A 25,398-nucleotide genomic window follows, 5' to 3' on the forward strand; every position below is an offset into this window, starting at 1 on the left:
GAGCAAATTTTAGGATAGATCTTTTCAATAGTTCGAACTTGCCACAAAACCTTAATGTGACCAGCCATGTCTCCATTGAGTCAAATCACAAAGCAAGTAATTAACAACCATTTAATTCTTTAACAGCATCATTCAGATCAGCCATAGCGTAATTAAGGTAAGTCAAACCTTCTTCAACATATCTTTTTGCTTTACGAAGATTGTACTCAGCATCATCCCTATCATCAGCATTCTCTACCCGTCTTAAATAAGTGTAAGCATCATCAAATCTACTTTTTGCGGTGTAGAAATTTCCCTCTGCATCATCCGATTCATTTTCAGCACCATCACAACCTATATCATCAGCTTCATCTTCGGCGTCAGATGCATCAGATTCAGCATATCCAGATTGGGATTTGGAATAATCAATTTCATTTTTCGCTTTTCGAGCGTAATATTGGATGTCGCCAAGTGCAGTCTGCTGATAACATTTCTTTATATAATCAAGGGTTGAATCTGCATACTCAGTGGCTTTCTTTCCATAATCAAATGAATCTTGTAATTCATCAAAAACATCACCCTTTTGGCCAAAAGTCACGTTGGGCTTTATCATTACAATTGAAAAGGCTATCAAAATCAACAGGTATCTCATAAATATTAGTTTTTTAATTTGTCGTTAAAATACTGATCATAATCTTTGTTTTCCCACTAATAAGCTGGCAGCTTGACTCCCACCTTCCAAGCTTTCTCATATTGGGAAACTTCTGTAATTCTTAGATCACCAATCTTTTCTTCCATTAAACTCAGATCAGGATAGATTATCACACACCCCAGTAGCAGGTTATTGTCCTTTACTTTAAGCCTTCTCCTGATTTCCCTATGTCTTGCATAGCCACTTACCTGACGGATATCTGTATGAAGACCCTGATGACTCTTTCCAATGTATCCAGGTTTGTATTTAGCATCAATGACTAAAGAATCATCGTCCGCTGAAAGCAAGAAATCCACCTCATTCCCATAGGTTCTTTCATGGTAAGTGATAGCAGATCCATATTCCTTCTTCAACATACCCAATACATACAACTCAAATAGCTTACTCATGTCGATCCAATAGGGAGGCGTTTCGATCGTATCCTGATCTTGAATAGCATTAAGATTATAGCTGAAGCGCTGGAGTATTAGCTTTGCCAACTCGATCGCCTTCTCGTAGTTTTTGTAAAAAGGATTGAATTTGAAATGCTTTATTTCATGAAGAAGAACTTCTTCCGAAACCTCTTCGAAGGCGGGTTGGATAAAACTGAAGGTTTCCTGAAAATATGCTTCTGATTCTAACCCCTTAATAGTAGCAAGGTATCGTTTAATGAAAGTCAGCGTTTTTTTCAGTAGTCGATTTTCCAACCCATCTATGCCAAATTCCTCATACTGGCAGAATGTATTTAAATTTTTGTTCTTGACGAGGTTTTGCTTTATCGTCTTACTTACCAATACTTTCCCCTTGACTTTTGCGTATAGATTTCGCTCTATTTTGTAGTAACTTTTCTTTAATCCTTTCCTGACTATATCCTTTACTTGGTTCAGGAATTGGATCATAATCAGTGGAGAAATCAAATCCTGATGCTTCTGCAAAGGAATCCATGCACTGTCAAACTTGATTTCAAAGAGCTCTTGAGTGTGTCCCCGAACTTCTGGTTCTTCGAGTGCCTGGAAGAGCATCTTTAATACATCCACTCGGATGAGTTCTTTTTCCTCCGAAATGGATTTGCTTTCTTCTCCTGTTTCTTGGTCAAATTTTGTATTAAGCTTGGATTCTACATAGATCCAATGCTTGCCCTCATGCTTAGGAAGCCAGTCTGCCCCCACATAGTACGAAGTGGAAATGGCTATTTCTTGATCAATTACCTTAAATGCTGCGCAACTTCCGTCTTTGCGCCTTTTCTTAAAAAGGATCTCCTCCGTAAAAACACCTTCAGAAAAGGGAAAAATATTGGTCACATGCTCACGAAGTGAAAATGGTCTCATAGTTCATTCAATTCCTTAAACACCTTCTGTACAGGGTCATCTGAATTACCTTCATTACTCCTTAAGATCCCATCCTTTACATATTCTTTGAGAAGTGGAAGCACTTCGTACTTCAATTTGATCTTTATCTCTTCGTCTGCTTTATTAGCATCTGTTTGATCTGTAAGAAAGTAACTATGCCCAATCCAAACATCTTCCGGTCTGAAGTCCGCCATTAAGGTTTCTGCCCGCTTCGGGGTAGCTTGAGTCGAGATCACCTCATCATAATTGGAAACAAATAGCTTGGAAACCTTTTCAAACATTCCTTGCGCGAGCGTATTCGAGATCGGAGTAATTGACGGCAAAACATCTACAAAAGCAAACCTTCTTCGAATTGCATAATCAATATGACCAACGCTTCTGTCGGCGGTATTCATGGTTCCTATCACAAATAGATTTGGAGGAACCACCATTGTTCTCGATCCATTGACGGCATACATGGACTCCACAGGTTCGCTTCTGTATTCTAACCCATAAATTAGCTCCCCTAATACCGAAGGCAGATTTGCACGGTTTATTTCATCAATGATCAAGACAAAGTTTTTCAATTCCGTTTTGAATTGTGTCCCAACCTGAATGGTTTTCCCTTTCACAAATTCTTCAAAAAGCTGAAGAACTCTCAAATAGTAACTTGAATGTTGACGAGCGGAGCCTGAAATATTGGGGTTTGCCTTGATTTCCTTTCGTGATTTAGCATTAGCCAAAAACAGAATCAAGATGTCTTTTAAATACAATCGATGGCCAAGAGAAGAATTCCAATTATCACCTGTATATCTAAAGGATGATTCATCTACATCGAAAAGGTATGTGGTTGTTCCATCCAGTATGTATTTCCCATTTGCAATTTCTATTCTACTCTCGATTTCATCCTTAAACGCATCCAAAAAACTTTCCAATTGCTTCTCTTTTGAGATCTCTTCAGGGGATTTCAAAGAGTCTAAATAATTCTGATGCGCAAGATTTGCCATCTCTGCAAATACCTTGTCCACGGATGTGTAAGTTGGATTTCCTCCTTCTGTTTCTACTACAATTCCCCTTACAAAATCCTCATAAGAATATGACGGATGAAATTGGATTAATTTGAATTCTCCAAGCTCAGAAAGTTGATTTTTGAAAATATATTTTGCAATAGCAGCCGCATATGGGTCAGAACCATTTTTTTGACCTCCCTCCCACAACTTGTTGTTAAAAGCATTAGTGATATCCTTAAACGAGATCTTATAGTCAGACCCTGTATTTTTCAATTGAACTTGAACCCAACTATCACTCACTGCAAGAACTGTATAGTGAGTATAATTAGTTGAGCTTGGAATCACCAAGCCAGGGCGGATTAGCTTTTTTATTTCATTTTCTTCGACCTCATTTTTCTTGGATGTTAAAGATTGAGCAATTTCTTTTGCTAATCTGGTCTTTCCTGTACCTGGAGGGCCTTGAAGTATGATTTGCTTTTTATATTCTAAAAGTGACTTAGCCTGAGTTAGCATATTGGTTTTTGAATAAAGTGAATACCATTTTGTAATAAACTCGCTTATATTAGCGGAGGCAAAAGTGACTGGGTTAAAGGTGCCGTCTACTTTTTTCCCAATCTGGTCCTTAACCTTGTCATCAAAAAATTGAAGAACCTTAATTAGCCTCCTGTTCTCAAACCAATCAAAATCAACATTTGGATTAGGTGTTTTTTCTGGCTCACCTAAGACTTCAACCAATGCTAAAGGACCTTTGCTTCGGACCAAAACAATGTCACCAATCTTCATCACATTTGTAAACTGATCAATATAAACCCTTCCCTCTTCCCATTGTCCCATCCCGATATAATGGGTTTCTTTGAGGATTCTTTTCACCTTTTCTCGAGGGAATTCTGATTGGTTATTTGGATGTAACTGAATGTGCCAAAAATTCATTTTTTAATAGTTAATAAGTTCTATACTCCCCATGATATTCTGTTCGAACGACTAAATTTTCTTCCTTCATTAGTTCCTCGAATATGTCAAAAAATGGATCTCAATCCCCTTTAAAACTTCCTTCAGGATATCATATGAATCCGACCCGGCTCCAGTTCGATGAATAGCTTCCATTCCAATCCAAAATATTTCTTTACTCACCCTCACTACTAATTCCTGAAAATCCTCCTGCCACGGTATTTCAATTCCAACTCTAATCTCTGCGTCAGCATCTTTATATCTAAAATTGTCAATGGCCCAAATCAAATAAGCCATATTCCTTACAGACTCATTTGTAAGCTCTTCCCGGAAGATTAACAGATAAAGGTTTTCAATGGCGATGCTTCTTGCTATATCTAACATTTTAATCCATCAAATACCCAGCAATTTCCTCAATACACACAAGCCCAATAATCTTCTCTCCTGCCTTTCCAGAATGAGTAATAATCATACAATCCAACTGGCTTTTATTCTCGGCAGATTGCCGGATATAGATTTCTGCCGCTTCATACACGGTGGTGCTTCTCGAGATTAAAGAGTAATTCTCCTTAATCTCAATATGAGGTATTAAGTCGGATATTCTTGCCGATGTCAAATCGATTAACTCATTCTCATATTCCGCAAAAAGCCATCTTGAAATAGTATTGGTGGAAATCACCTCAATAACATTTCCTGACTCATCCAAGATGGGAGCTTGAGAAAAATCCTTTTGCTTCATCTCTGTAAGCAAATCTATCAACGGAGTTAAAGGAGTTACTGAAAAGACTTCAAATCCGAATTGAGGAAACACAAGCTTAGGCTTACTATATTCGTCCATAATCTGCTTGAGCAAGGTTACGGTTTCATCAAATGGCTCTGCAATTGCTCTACCATCTCTTGACTGATGTGCTATAGCATTACGAAGACTTCCTAACTGATGCAAATCATCTTTATACCTCCGGACTATAGGGTTTTTTTCGGAAAGCTGTTTAATTCGATAAGTAAACGATTCATAGTCAGAGTGCCCTAAAGCTCTGGCAAAGGCTTGGTCCAGCTCATTATACAGATGGAGAAACTTTTGTGCGTTGGTCATATTACTCTCCATAAGGATTCAACTTAAACCGAAGGATTGAATCTTTATCCTTAATAACAACTTTGGCCTTTGCAGCGATCCTAATCCAAAAATGCTTTCTCAATTCCTCACTTGACAGATTAAATCGCTCTGTAAAGCCCTTAATCGATTTCACCTTCAATAAATTATCCTCGTTTCCTCCTCCTAAGTCAAGCAATTCCACCATAAGCTTTTTTTCAAGAAATTGAACACCCTTAAATCGCCCATCATAAACATATCGAATAGATATTGAAGATTTGGGGATAATAAGCAATTCAGAATTTCTGTCGTACGTTTTGTAGCTAAATGTAATAGGTGAAGTCATATCAGCTTTAGCTTTTTTACCTATAATCCAGAAGTCAGGATAAGCATTTCTAAAAACAACCAGACTATCTTTACTATACTTGTCGATTATCCCTTGAACATCCACACGCTTTAGCTCCCGGTCTTGAAGAAGTATTTGTTTACTAAACAAATTATAATCCAGCTGAATATTTTCCTCTTCAAATAAATATCTCCCAATAGATTCTGAAAGCCCATATGCGGGACTATACCAATCAGGAATTACATACTTTCTGAGCTGTAAATCAGAAGCAACCACAAATGTTTTCAATTCTTTTTGGCACTTTTCCTTCCTATTAAATTGTGATAGATTATTTGATAAAAAGTTTACAAGAGAATTATTCAGATATTGATTAGAAATATTAGAAATCAAGTCATCAAAAATGCTTGTTTTTATCGGTGTTAAACTTTCGCTTTTCTGAATTTGGCCTCCAAAAAAATTGAACATAGAATTCCAAAAAGAAGAAGACTGTCTTCTTTCTTCATCTGTCAACAAATCATTCCCATCAATCCTATCCAATAAATCACTCGAAACACCAGTCATTGAATTTAGGAATGAAGAGTCTAATAGCAAACCTCTTAAACCCATCATATTCTCCATTGATTTGTTGTCATATGGGATATTCTTAAATAAGAACAATATAACATCATCCAGATATTTATATCCATAAGAAGTCTCGAGGAATCTGAAATTCAATTCCCTCTTCAATTCTGAATAGATAATTAACCAGACTAATACATCATTTATTGTTTTTGGGAAAAAAGTACGATGGTTTGACCATTGCTCATTCTTTCGAAGTCGATTAAAAGATTTGAAAAATTCATCTTTACCCCTGAAATACCTGACAGTACTTAAGTATTCTAAAACAAGGGTCTGCATCGACCTGAATTTATAAAGCTGAATAGCTTCGTCCTCTTGGGTTTTTAAGAAATATTTTGGAACATTTTCAGGAATGTAATCTGGTGTTTTATTATTGGAAACACTTTCAATAAACTTTAAATGCTCCTCAAGATCGTTTAAAAGGATCACCTGATTTCCACCTGACTTAACTTTATCCAAATTTGTGTAAAAATCCGAATTCCGATCCTCTCCTTTAAGCAGTGCTCTAATATCATACAAATCAATTTCGCTGAATCCGGAGTTGCTTAAAGTCATATCTGACAATGAGTCCAAAAAATCTTCAAGAAGATTATCTTTCTCTAATTCATTTAAATAAATCCATATATTCAATAGGTATCGTCTTAGTAAAGGCACCTTTTTAAAGCTAAGCAAAGGCAAATAATAGACGTTGAAAATAGAAATAAATAAAACTATTCTTAAGAAATTTTCATCAGGCAGGTCGCTTATTATTTCTTTTTTTGTGAATAACCCCTTTAGTACACCGTAATAAAAATCATTAATAAGGCTTATTGAATCAAAATCCTTTTTCTCAAAAACACTAACTTTATGAACCGTTGATAATACCCTTGAAAGGACAATATTTTTTGTTCTTTCCAACTCCTTTTCAGAAGCTGTTGAATAAAGCATTTTAAGAATTCTGAAATAAATGTCAATTACATTATAATTCTTGTAGTTCTCTGAGTTAAACTCATTTAACTGTCTATAGTATTCAAAATGATTTGGCTTTTCAACTTTCAAACGCGACCATCTTTCCTCTTTACTGTTACTAAATTCAACTGAGGAATTTAATATTTGAGTAAAGTCAATTTTGTCCAACTCCAGCCGGTTTTGATATCTCCCATCTCTATTAATAAATTCATCGAGATTTGAACCGGTGAAAAAATCATCAAAAGTTTCTGAAAACCAAATCAAATCTTCTGAGACGAGATCCTCCTCTGCAAAATCAAGCTTAGAAAGCCAAACTTTTAATAAGCTCTCAAATGAACGTTTCACTTGTCTAATTTTGTCCATCCTTCAACATTTTCTTAATATTTGACTTTTCTTCTTTCCTAACCAATTGGGAAAAATCACTGATTATCTCTTCAAGGTTTTTAAAGAAAAAATACAAGAATATAAGTGTAGCTGTTATGGCGCAAAGCATCAAAAACAAAACCCATTTCGGGATAGGCTCCCAAAATGATACAATTGTAAAAGTTATAAGTACAAAAAGTACGGCGTACAGTCCTTTGTACTCGCGTTGTTTAAACACAACCGAAGTAACCTCTTGACTACTGAAATACTTCCCTTTTGCGTCATTAATTATTTGAAGTGAAATAGGAAACAACAAAGCCACTATCCCTGTAAGTACCTCTAAGTAAGTACCTACATTCTCGTCACTCAAACTAAAAGCAGAACACTTCTCGACAATTTCTGGAAGTATGACTTTAGAATTTACATCCCAAGCCAAAAAAGCTATAATCGTTAGAGATACGAACAAGACCAATAATACTACCAGTAAAACACACATTACTCTTAAACAATATAGCATCTGAATTCCAGTTTATTTGCTTTATTCCTCCTCTTTAATAAAAAACTCTGAAATAGCCCCATTTTCTCTCATTGCTATTTCTAAAGGCTGGTTCATAGGCTTCACGATAAGTTCAATTGCATCTTTTGTAGATGCAAAACTCTTTCGTTTGTCTACTTCAAAATTTTTGAAAATTTGTTTGAAATCATTGATATTTCTCTTTTGGCTATCAGAAGAAAACACAGATTTATTTTCATTCTCCTCAAGCTTCTTGATAAAACTATTCTTTGTCTTATTGTATAGGGCTTCAGTCTTCTTAAACATTAATTCATTTTCACTAAAACCCTGAAAAACAGATAGCTTAGATTCTATTAATTTAATTCTGTTCTGTGTGGGCTCAGCGAATAAATTCATATGAAATTCAACGATTGTTGCCATATGAAACAATTCGTCAGCTTTTAGACACATGCCCATTTTATAAATAAAACCAGATGACTGAATCTTATTCGACACTATATCCGCTTCTTTTTTTGTTGAAAACCAAGTGTCAGTTTTTAAGACTTCTTTAATTTCATTCACAGAGTTTTCAAGAAGAATATGGTATTCCTCTCTGACTTCAACCAAATCTCCAATTATACTTCTAATATGAACTAAGTCTTCTATTTCAAAGACCTTCCTTTGTGAATATTTTTGGATAAAGTTAAAAGCACTTCGAAGTCTCGCTTCCCTCTCCGTATGATGCAAGATTAATAGCTCATCAAGTTTTGCTTGTATCGCATTAAGCTGTTTGGAAATCCCAGCCATATAATACTGCCCAGTTACTATAGACAATGCTTGAAAAATAAACACGGGAGTAAAAACAGAAGTCCCTGCCTTTACAAACCCCGCTTGACTTATAATCTTACCATTGGAACCAACCACAGCTGAAGACAAACCTCCTTTGGCTAATTTCATCAAAGTCGCTGGATCTACGGTTGAAGTAAATAAATTTTGGGACAGCGCATACCCCGCGCCTGACATCACACCACCCCTAATCACATCAGTGACTATGTCCTTGGAAAAGTTGTCCGATCCAGAACGATCCAATTGTTTCCACTTTGAATCGAGCTGAAGATCCTTCCGCAAATTGAACATCAAACTACTATCGTTTGAGTCTGAAGAAAACATGATGCTCTGGGGCATTTCTGGGTTAGCAAAACCGCTCCTAAGTGCAGGAACCTGAGCTCCCGTGGCAGGTAAATGACTAATTACAAAATCAAGTTTTTCACTCAGTTGCTGAATTTGATCTGGTCTTTTTTTCCAACCAAAAAATCTTAATATTCTTTCAAATAAATCTCTTAGCATAGTTCTATTATTCAAACAATCCTTTTTGACTACTTACACTTTTCTTCTTCTCAACCTTCTTCTTCCCCTTTAAATACCACTTACTTACTTCCTCCGGCACAGGCTTTCCTTTCTGCTCATAGAATGATTCCACATCCTTCTGCTTATGTAGACCTTGCTTAGCTTCGGCCTCGAAGTACTGATGATTCAATTCCAGCAGACGCTTCAGGATTTCTTTTCGTGCATCAGGATGGATGGTATAGCGAACCCGATCATTTTCCGGAAGGTAATCTACTTCATAAAAATCATGGCGAAGCTGGATATCTGTCCATCCATAAGCTTCCAGAACAGCTTGGTCCATCACATTATGCAACTCTCTCAATCGAATTATATCTTGAAATGCATCAAGACAAACTTGTCTTACCTGCTTACTTCTAACCTCTATATCCACACTTGTTAAAAATTCAAGATGAAAAAGATTATAAAATTTTGTAAGACCCATTTGTAAGTTCCTCATGATTGAGCTTCTCAGGTCATTATACTCCAGTCCATTTCCATTTAAAGATTTAAATTTTGGCAGAGGAAAAGTTTGAAAACAATCCTCAACCGAATATCGTCGATCTGATTTTAGTCTTGAACTATATTTCCAGGCCCAAGCTTCATGAAATGAACTTTGAAGAATTGAGAACATCCAAAATTCTTGTGAAGCTATTACAACAACTGCATCGGAATAAACTATTCCATTCGGAACAAATGAAAATCCATGAGTTTTTGTAACTCTTGTATGAACGAGAACATGATTTAAATTTGAAATTTTTTCATAGAGTCCTCTTCTACTCCTCCAAAATTGCCACCAGGGAGCAGAAGCTACATCTTTAGACTTTGAAAGTCTAAATAACTTTACATTCGATTCAACTATTTTAAAACAATCAGAATAGGCTTTTGCATCATCAAGAGACAATTCACCAAAGTCAATCACCCATCTACTTGCACTTAAGTTGTATGAACTATTTAAATCTTGACCATTCAAATATGGACGTATAATATCTTGATTTTGGCTATTTGATCTAATCAGTTCAAGTGCTTGATCTTCTTCAAGAATGAAACCATCCCCAAAGATATAACTACCAGTAAATCCTAAATCTTCATTTATATTTAAAACCTTAGGGTTTAAATTAACCTCACCCGCTTCTAAAAATGAATTGATTTTCACTACTTTTTTTTCTTTCAAAAAGACGGGCAAGGAAGTGATATTATTAGTAATGGTAAAAAGTGAAATAACAACAGCTGCCTCCCCTGGCCAATTTATAGATTTAGATGCATAATTAATTTTACCATTTTCGATCAAGACTCTTTCAAGCCCACCAACTCTTGTATCACCTTCTGATATAGAATTAGTTGCTATTAGACCCAAAAAACTATTTAGATTTAATAAATTATAAATTCTTCTTAAAAAATACCCAGATAAATCACACCTGTTTGAAGCACCTAAATAATTACCAATTAAATAGTTATAATAATTTTTCCCAGCAAATCCACTAATCATTGTCCCGCCCAAGAACGGAGGATTACCTAAAATACAATCAAACCCGCCGTGTTGAAAAACCTCTGGAAATTCTAAGAAATAATGGAAAAAGCCTTTTTCTTGAGCCATTGCTTCAGCTTTTGCCGGAGGCATTCCAGTGGGAAGAGTTTTTTCTCTAAGGTATTTTCTATAGGTAGCATCGGTACAGATATATCCTTTATTGTCTGCGGTCTTTGAAATAAAGAATTGAGCTACCTGCATATCTGCCAGACTTTTCAAGCGGGCATAAGTCGTTCCCTTATTCAGTTCTGCGAATTTCTTTTGTTTGGCTTCAATCTCATCAGGGGTTCGCTCAGGAAGGTTTTTAAAGAGTTGGAATTGCTCGATAGCCTTATTGACTGATTCGTTTACGTTTTCGCTATACTCCAGCGTGACCTGATTTTTTTGCTTCAGCTCTTCTCGGTTCCGATTACGGAAGAGTGTAGCGATGGACTTATCATCTCCAGGAAGTGCTTTGAAGGCTTCTTCCGCGATTCCTCGTTCCAGTTCTTCCTTATGAGCCAGTCCGACGATAGCATCTCCACATTTGATCTTATGATCGAGAAAGTTTAGCGGTTCGCCTGGACTATGTGCTTCCAGCCATAAGGCTACTTTACAGAGCTCTACCGCCAGTGGATTCTTATCCACTCCATAGATACATTCTCGGATTACATCTCGCACCGCATGCCGTAAGGATGATGGAGTAGGTTGATCTTCCCCCGTTCGTACCTTTGCCAGTTCGGTACCGATCCTTCGAGCTGCCGAAAGCAGGATATGCCCACTCCCACAGGAAATATCTGCAACCTTAATGGCAAGCAAGGCCCTTTCCTGCAGCACTTTTTTCGGAGCCTGATTGGCAGGAACCTTCAGTCTTTCCTCTGGTTTTTCCATACAGTCCTGAATGATATATTCTAAGGAATGCTGAATCAGCGGTCGGACAAGTTCCTCCGGAGTATAATGCGAACCAGAAGACGAACGGTCCGAACCCTGCACAAAGCCAAAACTCGGGGTTGTTTCCAATTCGGTAAATACTGGTTCAAACTCTAATAAACCCTGATACACCGAACCGAATTCTTCCACGTCCAGGTCACCATAATTCACCTTGACCAGTTGCTTTCGCTGATCATCCATAAAGTAGCAGAGCCTATAAATAACAAAGAGTAAGTCTTCATTTTTCAGCTTGCTATGGCTTAAGATTCCCAAGGCAGTCGAATGAAAGATCCCAGAACCCAGTGGTTTAATTCCAAGCTTTTCACCGTATTTCGCAGATTCGAAAAGTTGAAAAGTCACTTTGATATTTTCCCAGAGGTCATGCTTTTCTCCCTCTATGAATATCCTTCTGAGGGCAAGATTTCTGACCCTTCCCATGCTGTAATACTCATAGTAGATTTTGCGAAGCTTAGCCAGCGCTTCATCTTGTTTTTCAGGATAGACCAGATTTCTATCCTCCGTCACTAAAAGAAACAGGAATCGATAAATCAATCGAAGTAGAAAAAGGTAATACTGCTTTCCTGAGAGACTTCCATTTTGCACGATTTCCTGAAGCTCAGCATTTTCTTTATGCTTTAGGAAGCCATTTCCAAGTCGCTTGATTGAGCTTTCTACAGCCTCACTTAGTTTTTCTCGGATTCGGGTTCCGGAAGCCAGAGATTCCTGATGGTAGTACTCGATGATAGATTCCTCACCTCCTCCTTTTTCCTTTGGCATTCGGGAAGCATGCAGAATACGGTAAAGCACTGCGAAATCCGCAAAGAGTTCTTCCTCCATCATCTTCTCCAGATCAAACTCCAAATAAGTCAGTCTCACTAAGCGAGTAGCATCTCGTAGCAGTCGGAGATGTTTGCCATTGGTTACCAGGGCATAGAGATAGTCATCAGTTTTATTGAGGTATTCCTGAACTAAGCCGTGGGGAGAAAGCCTTGGTCCGCTGCTTTCCCTACGCTTATCCAGACTATCATTGATCCCCATGATATGTGCCGGTAAGCCAGAAAGGTTAGAAGCACGATGACTGATTGCATAGGTTTTCCCATCCAGATTTTCGGCATTTGACTTATCCACTTCATAGCCCAGTGTGAGTAAGAAAGGCAGCATCCAGAAGTTTCGAGTCTCAGTGGTTCCGCTTTCATCTTCAGCAATACGCTCCCTACGAAGTTTAAATGCCTGCCAATAACCTCTTGCTGAAGCCCAGGCCAAGCCAACCTCATCCCGGACTTTGATGTTTTTGGTTAGTCCAAAGGATTCCGGGTTTTGATACTTGATATCCTCAGAAGTGATTTTGTCCAAAATCTCTCCGGAAACGATATTGCCTTGTATGTTTATGCTGGGGAAGGTCATAGGTGAATCTTATTTATATATTTCCCTTTGAGAAAAGGAATTCGTCAAGAATTGCCATATTATCCAAACCTGCTTCTGAATATGACTCTTCCAAAAATTTAGCTGCGACCTTATATTTTTCACCTGGTTTTAACCCCTTCGGGAGTTTTAATCCATATTTTTCTAAAACTGCTAAAGAAACGTCATTCTGAACCCAGCAGGAATTAGGTTCATTTATTGTCAAAATTTTAGAAATAAAAGCTTGGCCCATCCCTTCCAAATAATAGTCTCCATCAAACGCTCTTTGAAATCTTTCAGCTAAGTCAACAGAACTATCTGATAAAAATTGAAGATAATTTTTAAATCTCTTTTGGTCAGCCTTAATTCTATTTTTAGGGAAAGGCATCAAAGTGCCAAGCTCTTTAATTTTAAAAAACTTATCTAAATCCAATTCATCAAAAATAGGATGATCAAGAGAGTCCCTAAGATCTTGTATTACTTGACCTCTTTCTTTAAAGACGGTTTTGTAAGAAGGTGATTTTCGAAATTTCTTTAAATCCTCAATTAATGCACTTCTTTGACCTAACGATTTGTTTACTACTTTTTCGGCATTATTCAAATCTTCATCAATTAGCTTTTGTTCCTGTTTGTGGAGTTTCTTACGTAGGGCATAACTTTTTTTGTACTTGTCGATAAATGGAACTGAAATCTTAATAGAAGACTTTTTGTATTGCTCAACTAATTTAATCAAAGTTTCAAAATCATCTGGATTACAATTCCATTTGATAGATAACTCCACATTTTTATGATATCCACTTGAAGTAGCGTTGGCTGAACCCACAAAAGCTGTAAATCCATTGACACTTTTTATTAGATACAGTTTAGGATGATAGAAATTGCCTTTGTGCAAATAGGCTTCGACTTTATCTGTTAGAAGTTCCTGTTTATAAAGTTTGTTGAACACTTCTGGATGGGTAGGAAGCCCTATTCCAAGGATGAAAGTAGATTTTATTTCATCCGGAATCGATTCTTGAATCAATTTCAAGCCCTCCTCATTCATCAAAGCTACGGCGACCCATACCTCTTCAGCTTCCATGAGGGCTTTCTTTAATTCGGGTCCAAGTTGTTGTATGATCTGTGTCATTTTGGGTTGTATTTTACTCCGAACTCATTTTGGTTTTCTCCGAACTTTAGTTGATTTCTTCCGAACCAAAAAGCATTATCTTCCGAACTTATATTTCTACTTTTTTCCTACTGACCATCTCTTCTTTGATTTAATCATCCATGGAGACAAGTACTATCCATTTTCCTGACTTAGTGGATCCTTCACGATCCAACAGGTCGTCTGAACGCATTTTAGAGATGTTTTTCTCTACTCCTCTACTGCTCATCCCAATTAACTGAGCTATTTCTGCTGCTGTGATTTTCGGGTCATCACGGATAAGTAAGAGAATTTTCAGTGCACTTTCTCCGAACTGCGATCGGATTTCTTCCGAACTGAAAGCAGGTTTCTTCCGAACCTTAGTTTTTGATCTCCGAACTTTAGTTGACTCCAAAAAAGCTGGATGAACAGTAAGAATGACATGGAAAAAACTACGATCCTCATCCGTAATATACTCTGGCTCAGGTGAACCATTTGTCTTCATGGCTTTCCGGATTGCAGGAATTCCCGTCGCTTTACCTTCGGTCAAATCCAACTCCTTCAAGAAATCTCCTAATCTACGGTTTCGGTACCTTCTCGGGAATACTGTCCCATTTTTAAACTCAGAAAGCTTGATACTACGATCTGGTCCTCCATAGTTGATAACCATTAAGCTATCTGAATAGATGCGGATTTCAACTGGCTCACGTGTCTGATAGTCTCTATGGTATAAGGCATTAGCAATTACTTCTTCCAGCGCTTCGTAAGGATAGTTCCAAACCCGCTCAGATTCTGCATGCCCCTTGATTTTGGTAGTTTTCTGTTTCAGCACGTTGATCTTTATGTAATCCAATGTTTGCTTGATCATGTGATCTACAGGTCCATAAATTGGTGGTACTTCAAAAAACTCCGGACTTGTTTCCCCATTTGGAAAATGGACAATTTCCACGCGAGAATAGGGAAAGTAAATTTCCGGGTTTTCGGTAAACATCATCAAGGCCACATTGCGAGGATGAAGCATTTCCGGCGGGCCATAAAGCAATTGCATTTGTGAAAGAATCTGTTCAGCGCTAAGCGATTCTATAGACTCCAAAAGTTTACTATCTACTTTTTTCAGATAATCCTTAACCAAGATCATCGAAACCTTGGTATAACTTGTCAATGTGTTTGGTCGATCATCAAAAGGAATCTTCCCACTTAATGTGATCAACTCTTCTCTTTGGCTCTTATTGGCCTTAATACTACTGGACCCATAGCGGATGTAGTAATTATACTTCTTGTCTTTGGCTTTGATCTCATCCGGCACTTCGTAAGGCCTGTTATCTCCGGCATAGACCCAGATCACCAGCACCTTTGCTCCTTGGACCTCTTCTATACTGATTTTAGGATGATAGGCTGGATTGATCAGATTATTCATGCCAATCATTTCTTTCTGAATCCCATCAATTTCATCTTCCTTCAGACCGATAGGTGGGAGTACCGGCATTCCTTTCTCCTCATCTATTCCTACGATTATATATCCACCTCCAATATCATTGAAGTCATTGGCAAAGGCACAGATTGAGCGATAGATTGGGCCGGGATTCCAGCCACGTTTATACTCTATACGTTCAGACTCAACTGAACGCCCTAATAGCAAATCTTTAATGTTTATTGGTAATGCCATATCAATTCATCACAAATTGTACGGGTGTAGGCAGGAATACATAGACTCCCAAAATATCTGGAGGTAAAATCGGATGAACTGCTTCATAACGTTTCCCTCCAACCAACTTCTTAAATCTACCATGAGCTTCGACCAGTTGAACTGATCTTTCTTCAGCTATCTCGATGAACTCTTCCAGCCTTCCTTGAAAGAGAGACATCTGATGATTGAAGGTGTCAACCTGCCTTTCTTTGGATAAGTTTTGAGCACTTTCAGCCTCAAAAAGTAATTTCTTACAGGATGCATAATCCAAAATATCTCCCCCATCGGAAAGCCCTTCAAATCCCCACAGGTACATCTCCTCTGAAATATTTTCAACTTTACTCTTTACTTCCTTGATCACATTTCTTACCCTGAATTGGATAATTGTGGTTTGTGTTTTTATTGAAGAAGTTTGGATCACAGCTGCTCGAGCTACTTGATCGAAATCAGCTTTTTGCTCGAAAGCCAACGATAGCAAATACTGACACAATTGTTCAGTAAACTTATGATTCCTACCAATGTATTGATAGCCCTCAGGCGTAGGAGAATAGAAGCTAACTCGATAATCAGACTTAGTCCCCAAAGCTTCTCTAAGGTGAGGAGGAAGATTTTGAAGAAGAATGCGGTAACCATTTGCTTCCTTTTGATAGCTTCCTTTTAGATGGACTATGCCATTTAATACTAATGTCTCAACAGATTGAATATCGCCAATCGCCTCATCTACCTTTTTCAAGTCATCCTCAATCTCTTCCTGAGGAACTGACATATGTGCGAAAATGCTTATTAAATTTTGAGCTTTAAGTTTAGCAGCTTCCAATTCTCTGGTGATAATAGACTCTTGAAAGTCTGAACCAAAATCGAGACTAATTTGAGATTTCTCCAAGGCTTTTTGAGGATCAAGAAGAACTTCATTCAGTACTGCATCCATAATAGAGCGATTATCTTCTCCAAGACTGATCGATACACCTGTTGATTTCTGAATGTCTCTAACCTTCCTGATCAACACTTTCAACACGATAGCATCAATAGGATTATCTTCTCCCCACAGTAGCCATGTTTTTACTTCAGGACTATTTTGTCCATAGCGATCTACCCTTCCTTCTCTCTGTTCTAAACGATTGGGATTCCATGGCAAATCATAATGCAAAACAGCATTAAATCCTTTTTGCAAGTTGATCCCTTCACTCAAACAATCTGTAGCAATCAATACGCGTCTTTCGGATTTCTCCATTGCTTCAATATGCTCCTTACGCTGCTCATCAGGAAGCTCTGAGGTGATTGCTTGAACCTCTATAGATTTCGGTAGATTGTCCCTAAATATTCCTTCAAGATATTTAGCTGTCGCAATGTATTTACAGAAAATAATTGGATGAAACCCATCTCTAATCCACTCCTTGACAATGCTTAAAGCATTTGCAGCTTTTCTGTCCTGTTTAAGGTTAGCTAATTGTTCTAAATCTGCCGCAAGACTTTTTAAGATCTCTATCTCTGAATCTTCCAAACCTGCTTGATTAAGCAGTTCCATTTGAGTGGAATCAGTATCTTCTTCGATTCTTTCTATGACTGGATTTTCTTCATAGATTATTTCAGGAGCATTCTCCTCACTTCGTTGAATCTTTCCTTTTAGCATTTCCAGCCCAGCGGCTGGCGAAGACATTATCCCTCTTAATAGTGCCAACGCAGCCCAATACTTACCCTTTAATCCCTTATGGTGCTCTGCTCCTTGTGTCAACCCTCTTGCAAAAGACTGAGCTTCTTTAAAAAATTGTATGTAATCTGGAGAAAGTTTGTAGCCTATTTCTTTGGTATCTCGGTCTGGGAAAGGCGTCTCTTCTGAAAGCCACTTTCTAATTTGCTCCCTTTTGCGCTGGATAAAATAATTAGAAAGTTCTTGGCGTCTTTTTTTATCAAAATCTTCCAAGTTGATTTTCTCAAAGTCAGGCTTAAGCAATCCCAGTAGCGATTGAAACTCTTCATCTTTTCCGCTGTGTGGAGTGGCAGTAAGTAAAAGTATATGCCTATTCTGATCCTTTGCAAGATCATGTAGTAAGTGATATCGTTGTTGCTGAGAGGGGGAGCTTGCACCTGCAGGTTTAGTCGCAGTATGCGCTTCATCTACAATGATAAATTCTGGACAATCGTTTAGAAAGATGGGTTTTCTTCGATCACTTTTGATATAGTCGATTGAAATAACTTGATATGGAAATGCCTTAAAAATACTTTCGGAGCCTGTAAGTTTTCTTTCCAAAGCAGAGACTGTACTACTTCGAATGATCTCAGCATCAATATCCAGTTTGTCTTTTAATTCCTTATGCCACTGCTCACATAAATGTGGCTGACAGATCACGGCAAAACGCTTTACTTCACCTCGCTCAATCTGTTCTCTTAAAATAATCAGCGCTTCGACTGTCTTACCTATCCCCACATCATCAGCGATTAGAAGCCTGACCACATCCTGTTTCAATGCCATTACTAAAGGCACAATCTGATAGGATCTTGGTCGAAAGGATAGCTTCCCCATAGCTCGAAATGGGCCACTGGCATTTCTGAATGAAAGTCTGGAAGCTTCAAAAAGCAGCTTGGCAGTTTCAAAATCGCCTAAGTCTTCACTTTCAGGTCTTGGAAAAGACGCTTCCTTCCATTGATCTTCAGAAATCATCAATGGTAAATAGATCCCTGTTGATTCATCATCCGAACCTCCTAATGGTTTTACCTTTAGTATATCTTCGTCATCCGTAGGTAATACGACCCATTCTCTACCCCGAAGAGAAATTAGTTTCCCTGGAGATGGTTTTTCTTTTGAAATCATGCTTTTCTAAAAATATCTTTCCTTCGCTCTACCAAATCAGTAATAGATTCTGAATAATACCATTCTATGATATCTATTCCTCTTTCTCGTAAAATAGTTCTTTTATGACTGTCATCCTCACGTACTTCTTGCTTGTCATGTACTGACCCATCACAAAACAGGATAGTTCGAATAGTCTTGTCTGAATTTAAATACACAAAATCAGCACTTACATAAAACCCAAGATTTCCACTAAGATTTACCTGAGCTTTATCTGGAAGTACAAAGTCATTTTTATATAGGTATTCAATCAGACGTCTTTCCATGTCTGAACTCGTATCATACCGAGCCAGTAGTTCATGAAAATGTTCATTCTTATCACTATGCCCACTATTTCCAGCTCCACTTGTATCTACTTCACAAATCATCAAAAGCTCAAGAGCCGACTTTATTTTAAACCTGTCCAAGCTCTCATGATACCTCTGATTATAATAAGATAACAGGTCGTCATAGCTTGCCTTAGGCTTATCAGGCTTAGTATCTTCCTTAGTTTTTGGGTCAAAGTACATCAAAGAGTAGGCTTCCTTAAATACCTCTCTAAGTTTAGAAGGGTCTTGCGACATCTGCGAAAGTATTCCTAAACTTCCCTCAGCAGACTCATAGATTAAAATATTTCTGGAATCCTCAGGCCCTAAAAACCAAACTCCAACTTCTGATTCTTCTATTTGGAATACTTGTTCTATTGCCCTTTTCAAAGCATATGTAAGAGAGATAACTCCATCTTCATCCAGTTTCAAGGATTTAATTGGCTGCATATAGAGACTATCCGCCGTATCAGTAGTATATAAATGAACAGTCATCGCGGGATCATTTTCACGATCTGGGTTATCCAATTCTGCTTTTTTCAGCCACTTACCTGAAACCTTTCCAATAGTAAAACCTATCTCTTCATCGCCTTCTGGAGTTTTAGAGGATCGCCATCTTTTATTTACCTGAATCAATTTTGCAGCAGGGCAAAATGTAAGATTCATAAGGTCATGTCCTGAAGCGCGAAGAATAGTTTTCTTAGTACTATCTATTCCTTTGGGGAAATTGAAGAATTGTTCGATTTCATAACCTGAAGACATTCTTTCCTCTTCTTCTGACGAAATTCTTTCTTGAGGCCAAGTGTCTGACTCAACAAGCTCCATTATATTATTGTAAACTGAAGCATTTGCCTGACCCTTTAAAGGCTCTTGGGTGATGGGATCATTATTCACAGTTTTACCTTCTTCGCCTAACCATGCGTAACCTGTTTTAAGAGAGATTTTCAAGGAGTCAGTTTTAGCATCCGAATCAGAAAGTTGCATTCTTGTGACTCTGAATTTTCCTCCGTTATTATAAATCAAGTTCCCTGGCCCAAATTCTCTTAGTGCTATAAAACGGGGTCTTGAAATGAATACACCATCATCTTGGCTTCGCTTTCCGATAAAAGCCCTAACAGGAAGTCTCGTAAAATTGTAACCTGGAAGAAACCCTTCTGCTGCCAGATATCTATAAACATAAAATTCAGAATCATTTGTACCATCTCTTTTAGATACATTCAATAACAAATCTCTTTGTCGCTGACCGATTGCTTGCATACGCTTTGCCTCTCGTGCCTCAGAGCTATCCTTACTATAAGTAGGATCTTCAATGATTCTACTGGATTGCTCTATGAGTTTAGCTGCATTTTTGAATAAAGTTCTCCAGCGATCAAAACTCTTATCAAGATTGCTTGCAAACTCATTACACCTCAATTCTAACCATTCGTCAGTAAACCAATTGGAATCTTTTAATTCTACATTTTTATCAAGGATTACATTTTTAAATCCTTCAATCCACGAATCCTTATAATGGCTTCTTTGATCTCTAATGAAATCCAGAGTCTTTTGAAATACAGGTAAATCCTTTTTCTGATCAATGTCTACAAAATCCTTAACTGAGCTATTGATATTGGTTAGCCCTAAATTCATGAATATGTAAGCATTCAAATGAGAAGCAATTAATTCCTCATTGATCAAATCTATCCTTGGAGCCTTAACGGAACCAGCAACCATGTCAATTGAGTTCCTAAAATAATGTCGATCATGAGGAGATGTGCTTGAACAATACGTAAAGGCAAGAGCAGTTTGTCCACTTCTTCCTGCCCTACCACTTCGCTGTGCGTAATTTGCTGGATTGGGCGGCACATTTCTCATATGCACGATACTTAGGTTAGCTATATCAATACCAAGCTCCATTGTAGGTGAGCAATAGAGAGCTGAGATATCACCACTCCTAAATTCTTTTTCTCTTGCAATCCGATCTTGAGTACCGACTTGACCTGTGTGTTCAGATGCCTTGAAGAACTTGTCAAATCTGGTAAAATCCTGCTGATAGAATTTCTTAAAATAATGATTAGGCTGAATCTGAACACTGTCCCTTGTCGTATTAATTCGGACTTCGTCAGGTAACACATTTTCTAAATCACCAAGCTTCCAAATTACCTTTTCAACTCTTAGCTGAAAACCTCTTACTATTCCTTTTTCTCCTGAAATGGGCTTCTCAGAAAGAAAATTTCCTTTCTTCAAAAGATTGCAAAGTGAATCAATAAAATCTGTCAGATCCTTACCCTTAATAGACCTCAAGTCATACTTTATGAAAAGGCGCTTAATGTATTTACCTAAGTTTGAGGTAGCTCCAATACTCTCAAGAAACATTCCTTTCTTAACTTTGCCAGGTCGCTCATAAGTTAAAAAAGGCGGTCTATCCAAACGCTCATCAACATCTAAAGACCATTCCTTATTTGAGTCCAGGCGTTGTTTTAATCTCTCCTGAAGAGCTTCTCTATTTCCTTCATCGAAGAGATAAAAATCGAAAGCAAAAGCTGTTCGAAAATAATTAAGCACATGAAGAAGAATCTGTTCCCTTTCTTCAGGCTCCATGGTTTCTAACAATTCATTACCAGCAAAAAAAGTCTCCTTCTGAGTGAATTCATCTAACTTATAGTAGTCAATTTCTAACAATGCACATTGTTCAAGGTTTGGCGTATTATATCGCCAACCTCTTCTCAAGTCAAACAGAATCCTAACTTTTAAGTAATCCTTTAACGCTTTTTCATTATCCTCATCAGGCCATTCTGGATCACTTGGGTTTTTAGCATAATCCTCCTCCTTTAACCCAAGTGTTCGGAAGACAGAATCCGATATTGTATCGATTGTTAAACTATGATTCTCAGCAAATTTCAAAGCCCTATAGATAGAAGACCTCAATCTCCCAATCATCAAAAAATCATTAAAGTGACCTGTTTGTAAGGAAGCATCTTGTCTGTTGTCAGTAAAGCTCAGTAACTTTTGATCTGCCTTAGCCACTTTTTGCTCAAACTGCGCCTTAAGAATACTAAAAGTGGAGATCGTTGTAGCGGTACTTCTTCCTACATTCCCCACTTTCATGAGTTTTGTATTTTCTCTTGTTCGAAAATCGAATATTACTCCGCAAGTTGGATCCAAGTATAAAGGAGCAGCGATAAACCAACCTGATAAATTCAGACCATCAATAGGCTCTTCCGAAAAGCTTCCTTGTTCATCAAAATAAACTTTTCTCGGGATTCGAAACTCATAAAAGTTATCAATCTGGATTTCACCTTTTTTTTCTTTCCACCAAGTTTCAGGAAGTGATTCAATCATTTCATCATTCCATATCTCTTCACCCTCACTGGATGGTAATATCAAGTAACCTGCCTCGAAGTTTTTGTCTTCAAGCTTTTTCTTAGCTCTTTTCTCTTCCCTATTTCCTTTTAGTTCATCTTTTGTGATTTTGGCCGGAAGATCGTCGGGTTCACGAGGTTCAAATTTGTTATCTGAAAAATTCTTTATTACACATATGAAATCATGACCAGTATATCTGCTGAATAACACAGGAAAGATGAATTTCTCATTACCATCTTCTTTCAGGTATCGACCATCTTCAAGTGTAATCTTCCGCTTTTCTCTACTCTCAAGAGTAACATATACATTTCCTGTTTGGGAAATAAACTGATGAATCTTAAAAGGCAGGAACGATAGCCGTTTTGATACATTTTTGATATTTAGCTTCTCTGACCATTCAAAAAACCGTGTTAGAAAGAGCTGACATTTACTTTTATCGTTAAGCTTAGATGCTTGATTCAATTTCTCAATAATCTTACTAAGCTCAAGCGGCTTAGCTCTTTTAATCTCCCCGAGTTTTCCAGTGGTTAGAGCAATTTCATTTTCCAGCCATATTGCCAAAGGATGGGATTTAAACTCTTCTTCAGACCATTCAAAATCAATTTCCATAGCCATTGCCTCTTGAAGATCAATTGCCGATGGCAGCTTGTTGACTATTCTGGTTATCGTTTCAAGTGTTTCTCCAATGATTTGATCTTTGCTAAAGGGTTCTCCAAAAATCTCTGTGGCTACATCTGCAACAACTTGCTTTTCATCAAGATTATCGTCTCCTGAGGCCATAGTCGCTGATGTACCTATTGAAATCACTTTATTCGAACAAATTGATTTCAATCTTCTAATAAGCATGGAAACATCAGCCCCTTGTCTTCCTCTATAAGTATGAAGCTCATCAAAGACTACATATTGTAGATTTTGAGAAATTGAATTCCTAATAGATGTCTCTTTGCCTCTGGTAAGAAGTAGCTCAAGCATCATATAGTTGGTCAAAAGAATATCAGGGAAGTTATCTTCCACTTCCTTTCGTTTCTCTTCTGATTCCTGACCTGTATACTTTGCATAGGTGATTGGAAAATCATCGCCATAATTATCAGCAAACTTTTGAATCTCTTCAAATTGAGAATTGATCAAAGCATTCATGGGGTACACCAATATTGCCTTGATTCCTGACTTACCTGGATTCTTAAAAAGGAAATCGAATATTGTTCCGAGAAACGTTAATGATTTTCCAGAACCAGTACCTGAAGTAACAATGAATGATTGGTTCGTGGAGCCAAGCCTAATTGCTTGTTCTTGATGGGTAAAAAGGTGATACCCCTTGAATACCCTGTTCATGTTCTGGTGGAGTAACCCTTCCTTTACCAAATCATCTAATGCTGCTGCTCTTTTGAAGGAAGGATTGAATTGGATCAATGGCTCAGGAATGTATTCATGATCTTTAAAAGCCTTGTCTACAACCTCATTGATCCTTAGATCCTTAATAATGTTGAAGCTTTTCAGATAATCTTTATAATCCTCAACTATTTTTCTATGAACTTCAAATGCCTGCATGGATAAATCAAAAATGTGAATAAGAAAAAGTAAGTTAAAAATAGAGAAAAGGTTGAGAAGTAAAAACCATATATTGAATTAACACGGTTTAATTAATTTGAATACCGATACCGCAACATTTTTGTTTGATACTCTTACCCTACCAATGAGAACAATGCTGTAATTGATTGGGTATTCCAATCTGATTGGCACACTGATAAAAATAGCAATACTGCTAATTTGAAGAACAGTCTTGATTATGCTTTTAAAGATCTTTGCCCTCAGCTAAGCCCAGACCGAACTCGAGAATATGAAAGCATTGATGAACTTATCACACATAATAGGGAAGCTCTTAATCTGAATAAAAAGATAGAAAAGCTAAAATCAAGAATTGCTAAGGAAAAGCAATTCAACAGAAAGGTGGAGCTGAACATGGAATTGGAAGAACTGGAAGTTGAGATTACTTTATTAAAGGCAAAGTGAAAAGTATACTGAATGTAATGATACAATTGTTTGTACTGGATCATTCCTGCAAGCCTTTATGGATACCATGAAAAGAATGACGGGAGTTTAGAAACAATGATGATATGAAAGCATTAAAACTCATAGCACAAATAGTTGGAGTTATCTGGATGATTGTATTTGCACTTGCCAATACATTTACTTTAATGAATCAGACATTTGACTTTTCAAGCACATACGGGTTAGGGTACTTGTTCGGGATGGTATTATCTATGATTCTTTTGATATCAATTGGGTACTTCATTTATCGTTGGGGGATGAGTAAACCTAAACATCCACAAGTTCAACAAGGTAAGTTCGATTAGCGATTCATAAGAAAATCAAAAACCTAATGACAATAGAACAACAAAAATTCCTTCATCTGGCAGTTGTAAAATGTATTCCTTATTCAGAGATCGAACAGGAATTGGGAATCTCAAGGAAAATATTTTCTCCCTGGTGGAATGAATTAAAAGAAGAAAGACTTGAGCTCACTAAGATTAGGGTAATATGGAAGAGTAAATGTCCGGAGCTTTCATATGAAGATTTTTCTCATTGGTATCAAAATACAGATAAGAAATGTTTCTATTGTGATTTGACTGAGGCTGAAATGCAAATTCTTTGGGAGAAAGACCCTGCACTAACCAAGCGAACGAGAGGAAGGGTATTGGAAATAGATAGGGTGAGTCCGAATAAAGATTACTATGATTTCACAAACCTCGTATTTGCCTGTTACTGGTGCAACAATGCTAAGACAGACACATTTACAGGCGAAGAATTTAAGAAGGTTGGTAGGGTTTTCGCTGAAATATGGAAAGAACGGCTTAAGTAGATTTTTTGCCTGAATACTAAGATTCTCAAGAGCAACTATTTACTGTCAATTAACGACAGTACTCACTAATTATGCAGGAAGTAAACTATATTTGAAAACAATCTTACTGACTCTACGGGATTTTGCACGTAGCCAAATATTATTTGACAGCTTGTGACAAGTAGTTCCTAAATAGGTCGAATTGGTTTTCCTTGGCTA

The 25,398-nt window shown here is 37.4% G+C and carries 15 protein-coding genes and 1 pseudogene; 3 read left to right on the plus strand and 13 right to left on the minus strand.

The annotated features are described in order from the left end of the window. Window positions 1-100: 100 nt before the first annotated feature. From BM291_RS20795 to BM291_RS20855, 13 genes are all read right to left on the minus strand, one after another. Window positions 101-631 carry a hypothetical protein gene (locus BM291_RS20795; protein ID WP_092901578.1) on the minus strand — a complete coding sequence of 177 codons (531 nt, stop codon included), beginning with the start codon at window positions 629-631 and terminating at the stop codon, window positions 101-103. Between the two features lie 56 nt (window positions 632-687). After that, a complete protein-coding gene (locus BM291_RS20800) occupies window positions 688-1,998 on the minus strand; it encodes a 5-methylcytosine restriction system specificity protein McrC (RefSeq protein ID WP_092901581.1) in 1,311 nt (436 codons plus the stop codon). Then, the gene (locus BM291_RS22185) at window positions 1,995-3,938 is read right to left on the minus strand and encodes an AAA family ATPase (protein ID WP_217647348.1); all 1,944 of its coding nucleotides are present in this window, start codon (window positions 3,936-3,938) and stop codon (window positions 1,995-1,997) included. The genes BM291_RS20800 and BM291_RS22185 overlap by 4 nt, the downstream gene beginning before the upstream one ends. A gap of 69 nt (window positions 3,939-4,007) precedes the next feature. Then, a complete protein-coding gene (locus BM291_RS20810; protein WP_092901584.1) occupies window positions 4,008-4,340 on the minus strand; it encodes a hypothetical protein in 333 nt (110 codons plus the stop codon). A 1-nt stretch (window position 4,341) separates the two neighbouring features. Continuing rightward, window positions 4,342-5,061: a CBS domain-containing protein gene (locus BM291_RS20815; RefSeq protein ID WP_092901586.1), complete on the minus strand. Its 720-nt coding sequence runs from the start codon at window positions 5,059-5,061 to the stop codon at window positions 4,342-4,344. After that, window positions 5,051-7,303 (minus strand): hypothetical protein, encoded by a 2,253-nt coding sequence (locus BM291_RS20820; RefSeq protein WP_139229162.1) that lies wholly within the window; start codon window positions 7,301-7,303, stop codon window positions 5,051-5,053. Before BM291_RS20820 ends, BM291_RS20815 begins: the two co-directional genes overlap by 11 nt. A 4-nt stretch (window positions 7,304-7,307) precedes the next feature. Beyond that, window positions 7,308-7,838: a hypothetical protein gene (locus tag BM291_RS20825; RefSeq protein ID WP_139229163.1), complete on the minus strand. Its 531-nt coding sequence runs from the start codon at window positions 7,836-7,838 to the stop codon at window positions 7,308-7,310. A gap of 21 nt (window positions 7,839-7,859) precedes the next feature. Further along, complete coding sequence (locus BM291_RS20830) at window positions 7,860-9,176, minus strand: hypothetical protein (protein ID WP_175499760.1); 1,317 nt, start codon at window positions 9,174-9,176, stop codon at window positions 7,860-7,862. After that, on the minus strand, window positions 9,169-13,038 hold the full coding sequence (locus BM291_RS20835) for an Eco57I restriction-modification methylase domain-containing protein (protein ID WP_175499761.1): 3,870 nt from the start codon (window positions 13,036-13,038) through the stop codon (window positions 9,169-9,171). The genes BM291_RS20830 and BM291_RS20835 overlap by 8 nt, the downstream gene beginning before the upstream one ends. A gap of 13 nt (window positions 13,039-13,051) precedes the next feature. After that, a complete protein-coding gene (locus BM291_RS20840; protein ID WP_092901597.1) occupies window positions 13,052-14,161 on the minus strand; it encodes a phospholipase D-like domain-containing protein in 1,110 nt (369 codons plus the stop codon). A gap of 130 nt (window positions 14,162-14,291) precedes the next feature. After that, window positions 14,292-15,824 (minus strand): RNA-binding domain-containing protein, encoded by a 1,533-nt coding sequence (locus BM291_RS20845; protein ID WP_092901600.1) that lies wholly within the window; start codon window positions 15,822-15,824, stop codon window positions 14,292-14,294. Window position 15,825: 1 nt separating this feature from the next. Further along, a complete protein-coding gene (locus tag BM291_RS20850) occupies window positions 15,826-18,654 on the minus strand; it encodes a helicase-related protein (RefSeq protein WP_092901603.1) in 2,829 nt (942 codons plus the stop codon). Beyond that, entirely contained in the window at window positions 18,651-23,888 is a 5,238-nt protein-coding gene (locus tag BM291_RS20855; protein WP_092901606.1) for a DEAD/DEAH box helicase, read from the minus strand. The genes BM291_RS20850 and BM291_RS20855 overlap by 4 nt, the downstream gene beginning before the upstream one ends. A gap of 150 nt (window positions 23,889-24,038) precedes the next feature. On the opposite strand from BM291_RS20855, the pseudogene BM291_RS20860 reads away from it, so the two are divergent. The 3 genes and pseudogenes from BM291_RS20860 to BM291_RS20870 all read left to right on the plus strand — a co-directional run. Then, window positions 24,039-24,350, plus strand: a pseudogene (locus BM291_RS20860) (DUF4391 domain-containing protein); the annotation flags it as partial. Window positions 24,351-24,454: 104 nt separating this feature from the next. Next, a complete protein-coding gene (locus BM291_RS22115) occupies window positions 24,455-24,694 on the plus strand; it encodes a hypothetical protein (protein ID WP_092901612.1) in 240 nt (79 codons plus the stop codon). Between the two features lie 26 nt (window positions 24,695-24,720). Beyond that, complete coding sequence (locus BM291_RS20870) at window positions 24,721-25,200, plus strand: hypothetical protein (protein WP_092901615.1); 480 nt, start codon at window positions 24,721-24,723, stop codon at window positions 25,198-25,200. Window positions 25,201-25,398 lie beyond the last annotated feature (198 nt).

It is taken from the genome of Algoriphagus aquimarinus (assembly GCF_900112005.1).
Lineage (GTDB): Bacteria > Bacteroidota > Bacteroidia > Cytophagales > Cyclobacteriaceae > Algoriphagus > Algoriphagus aquimarinus.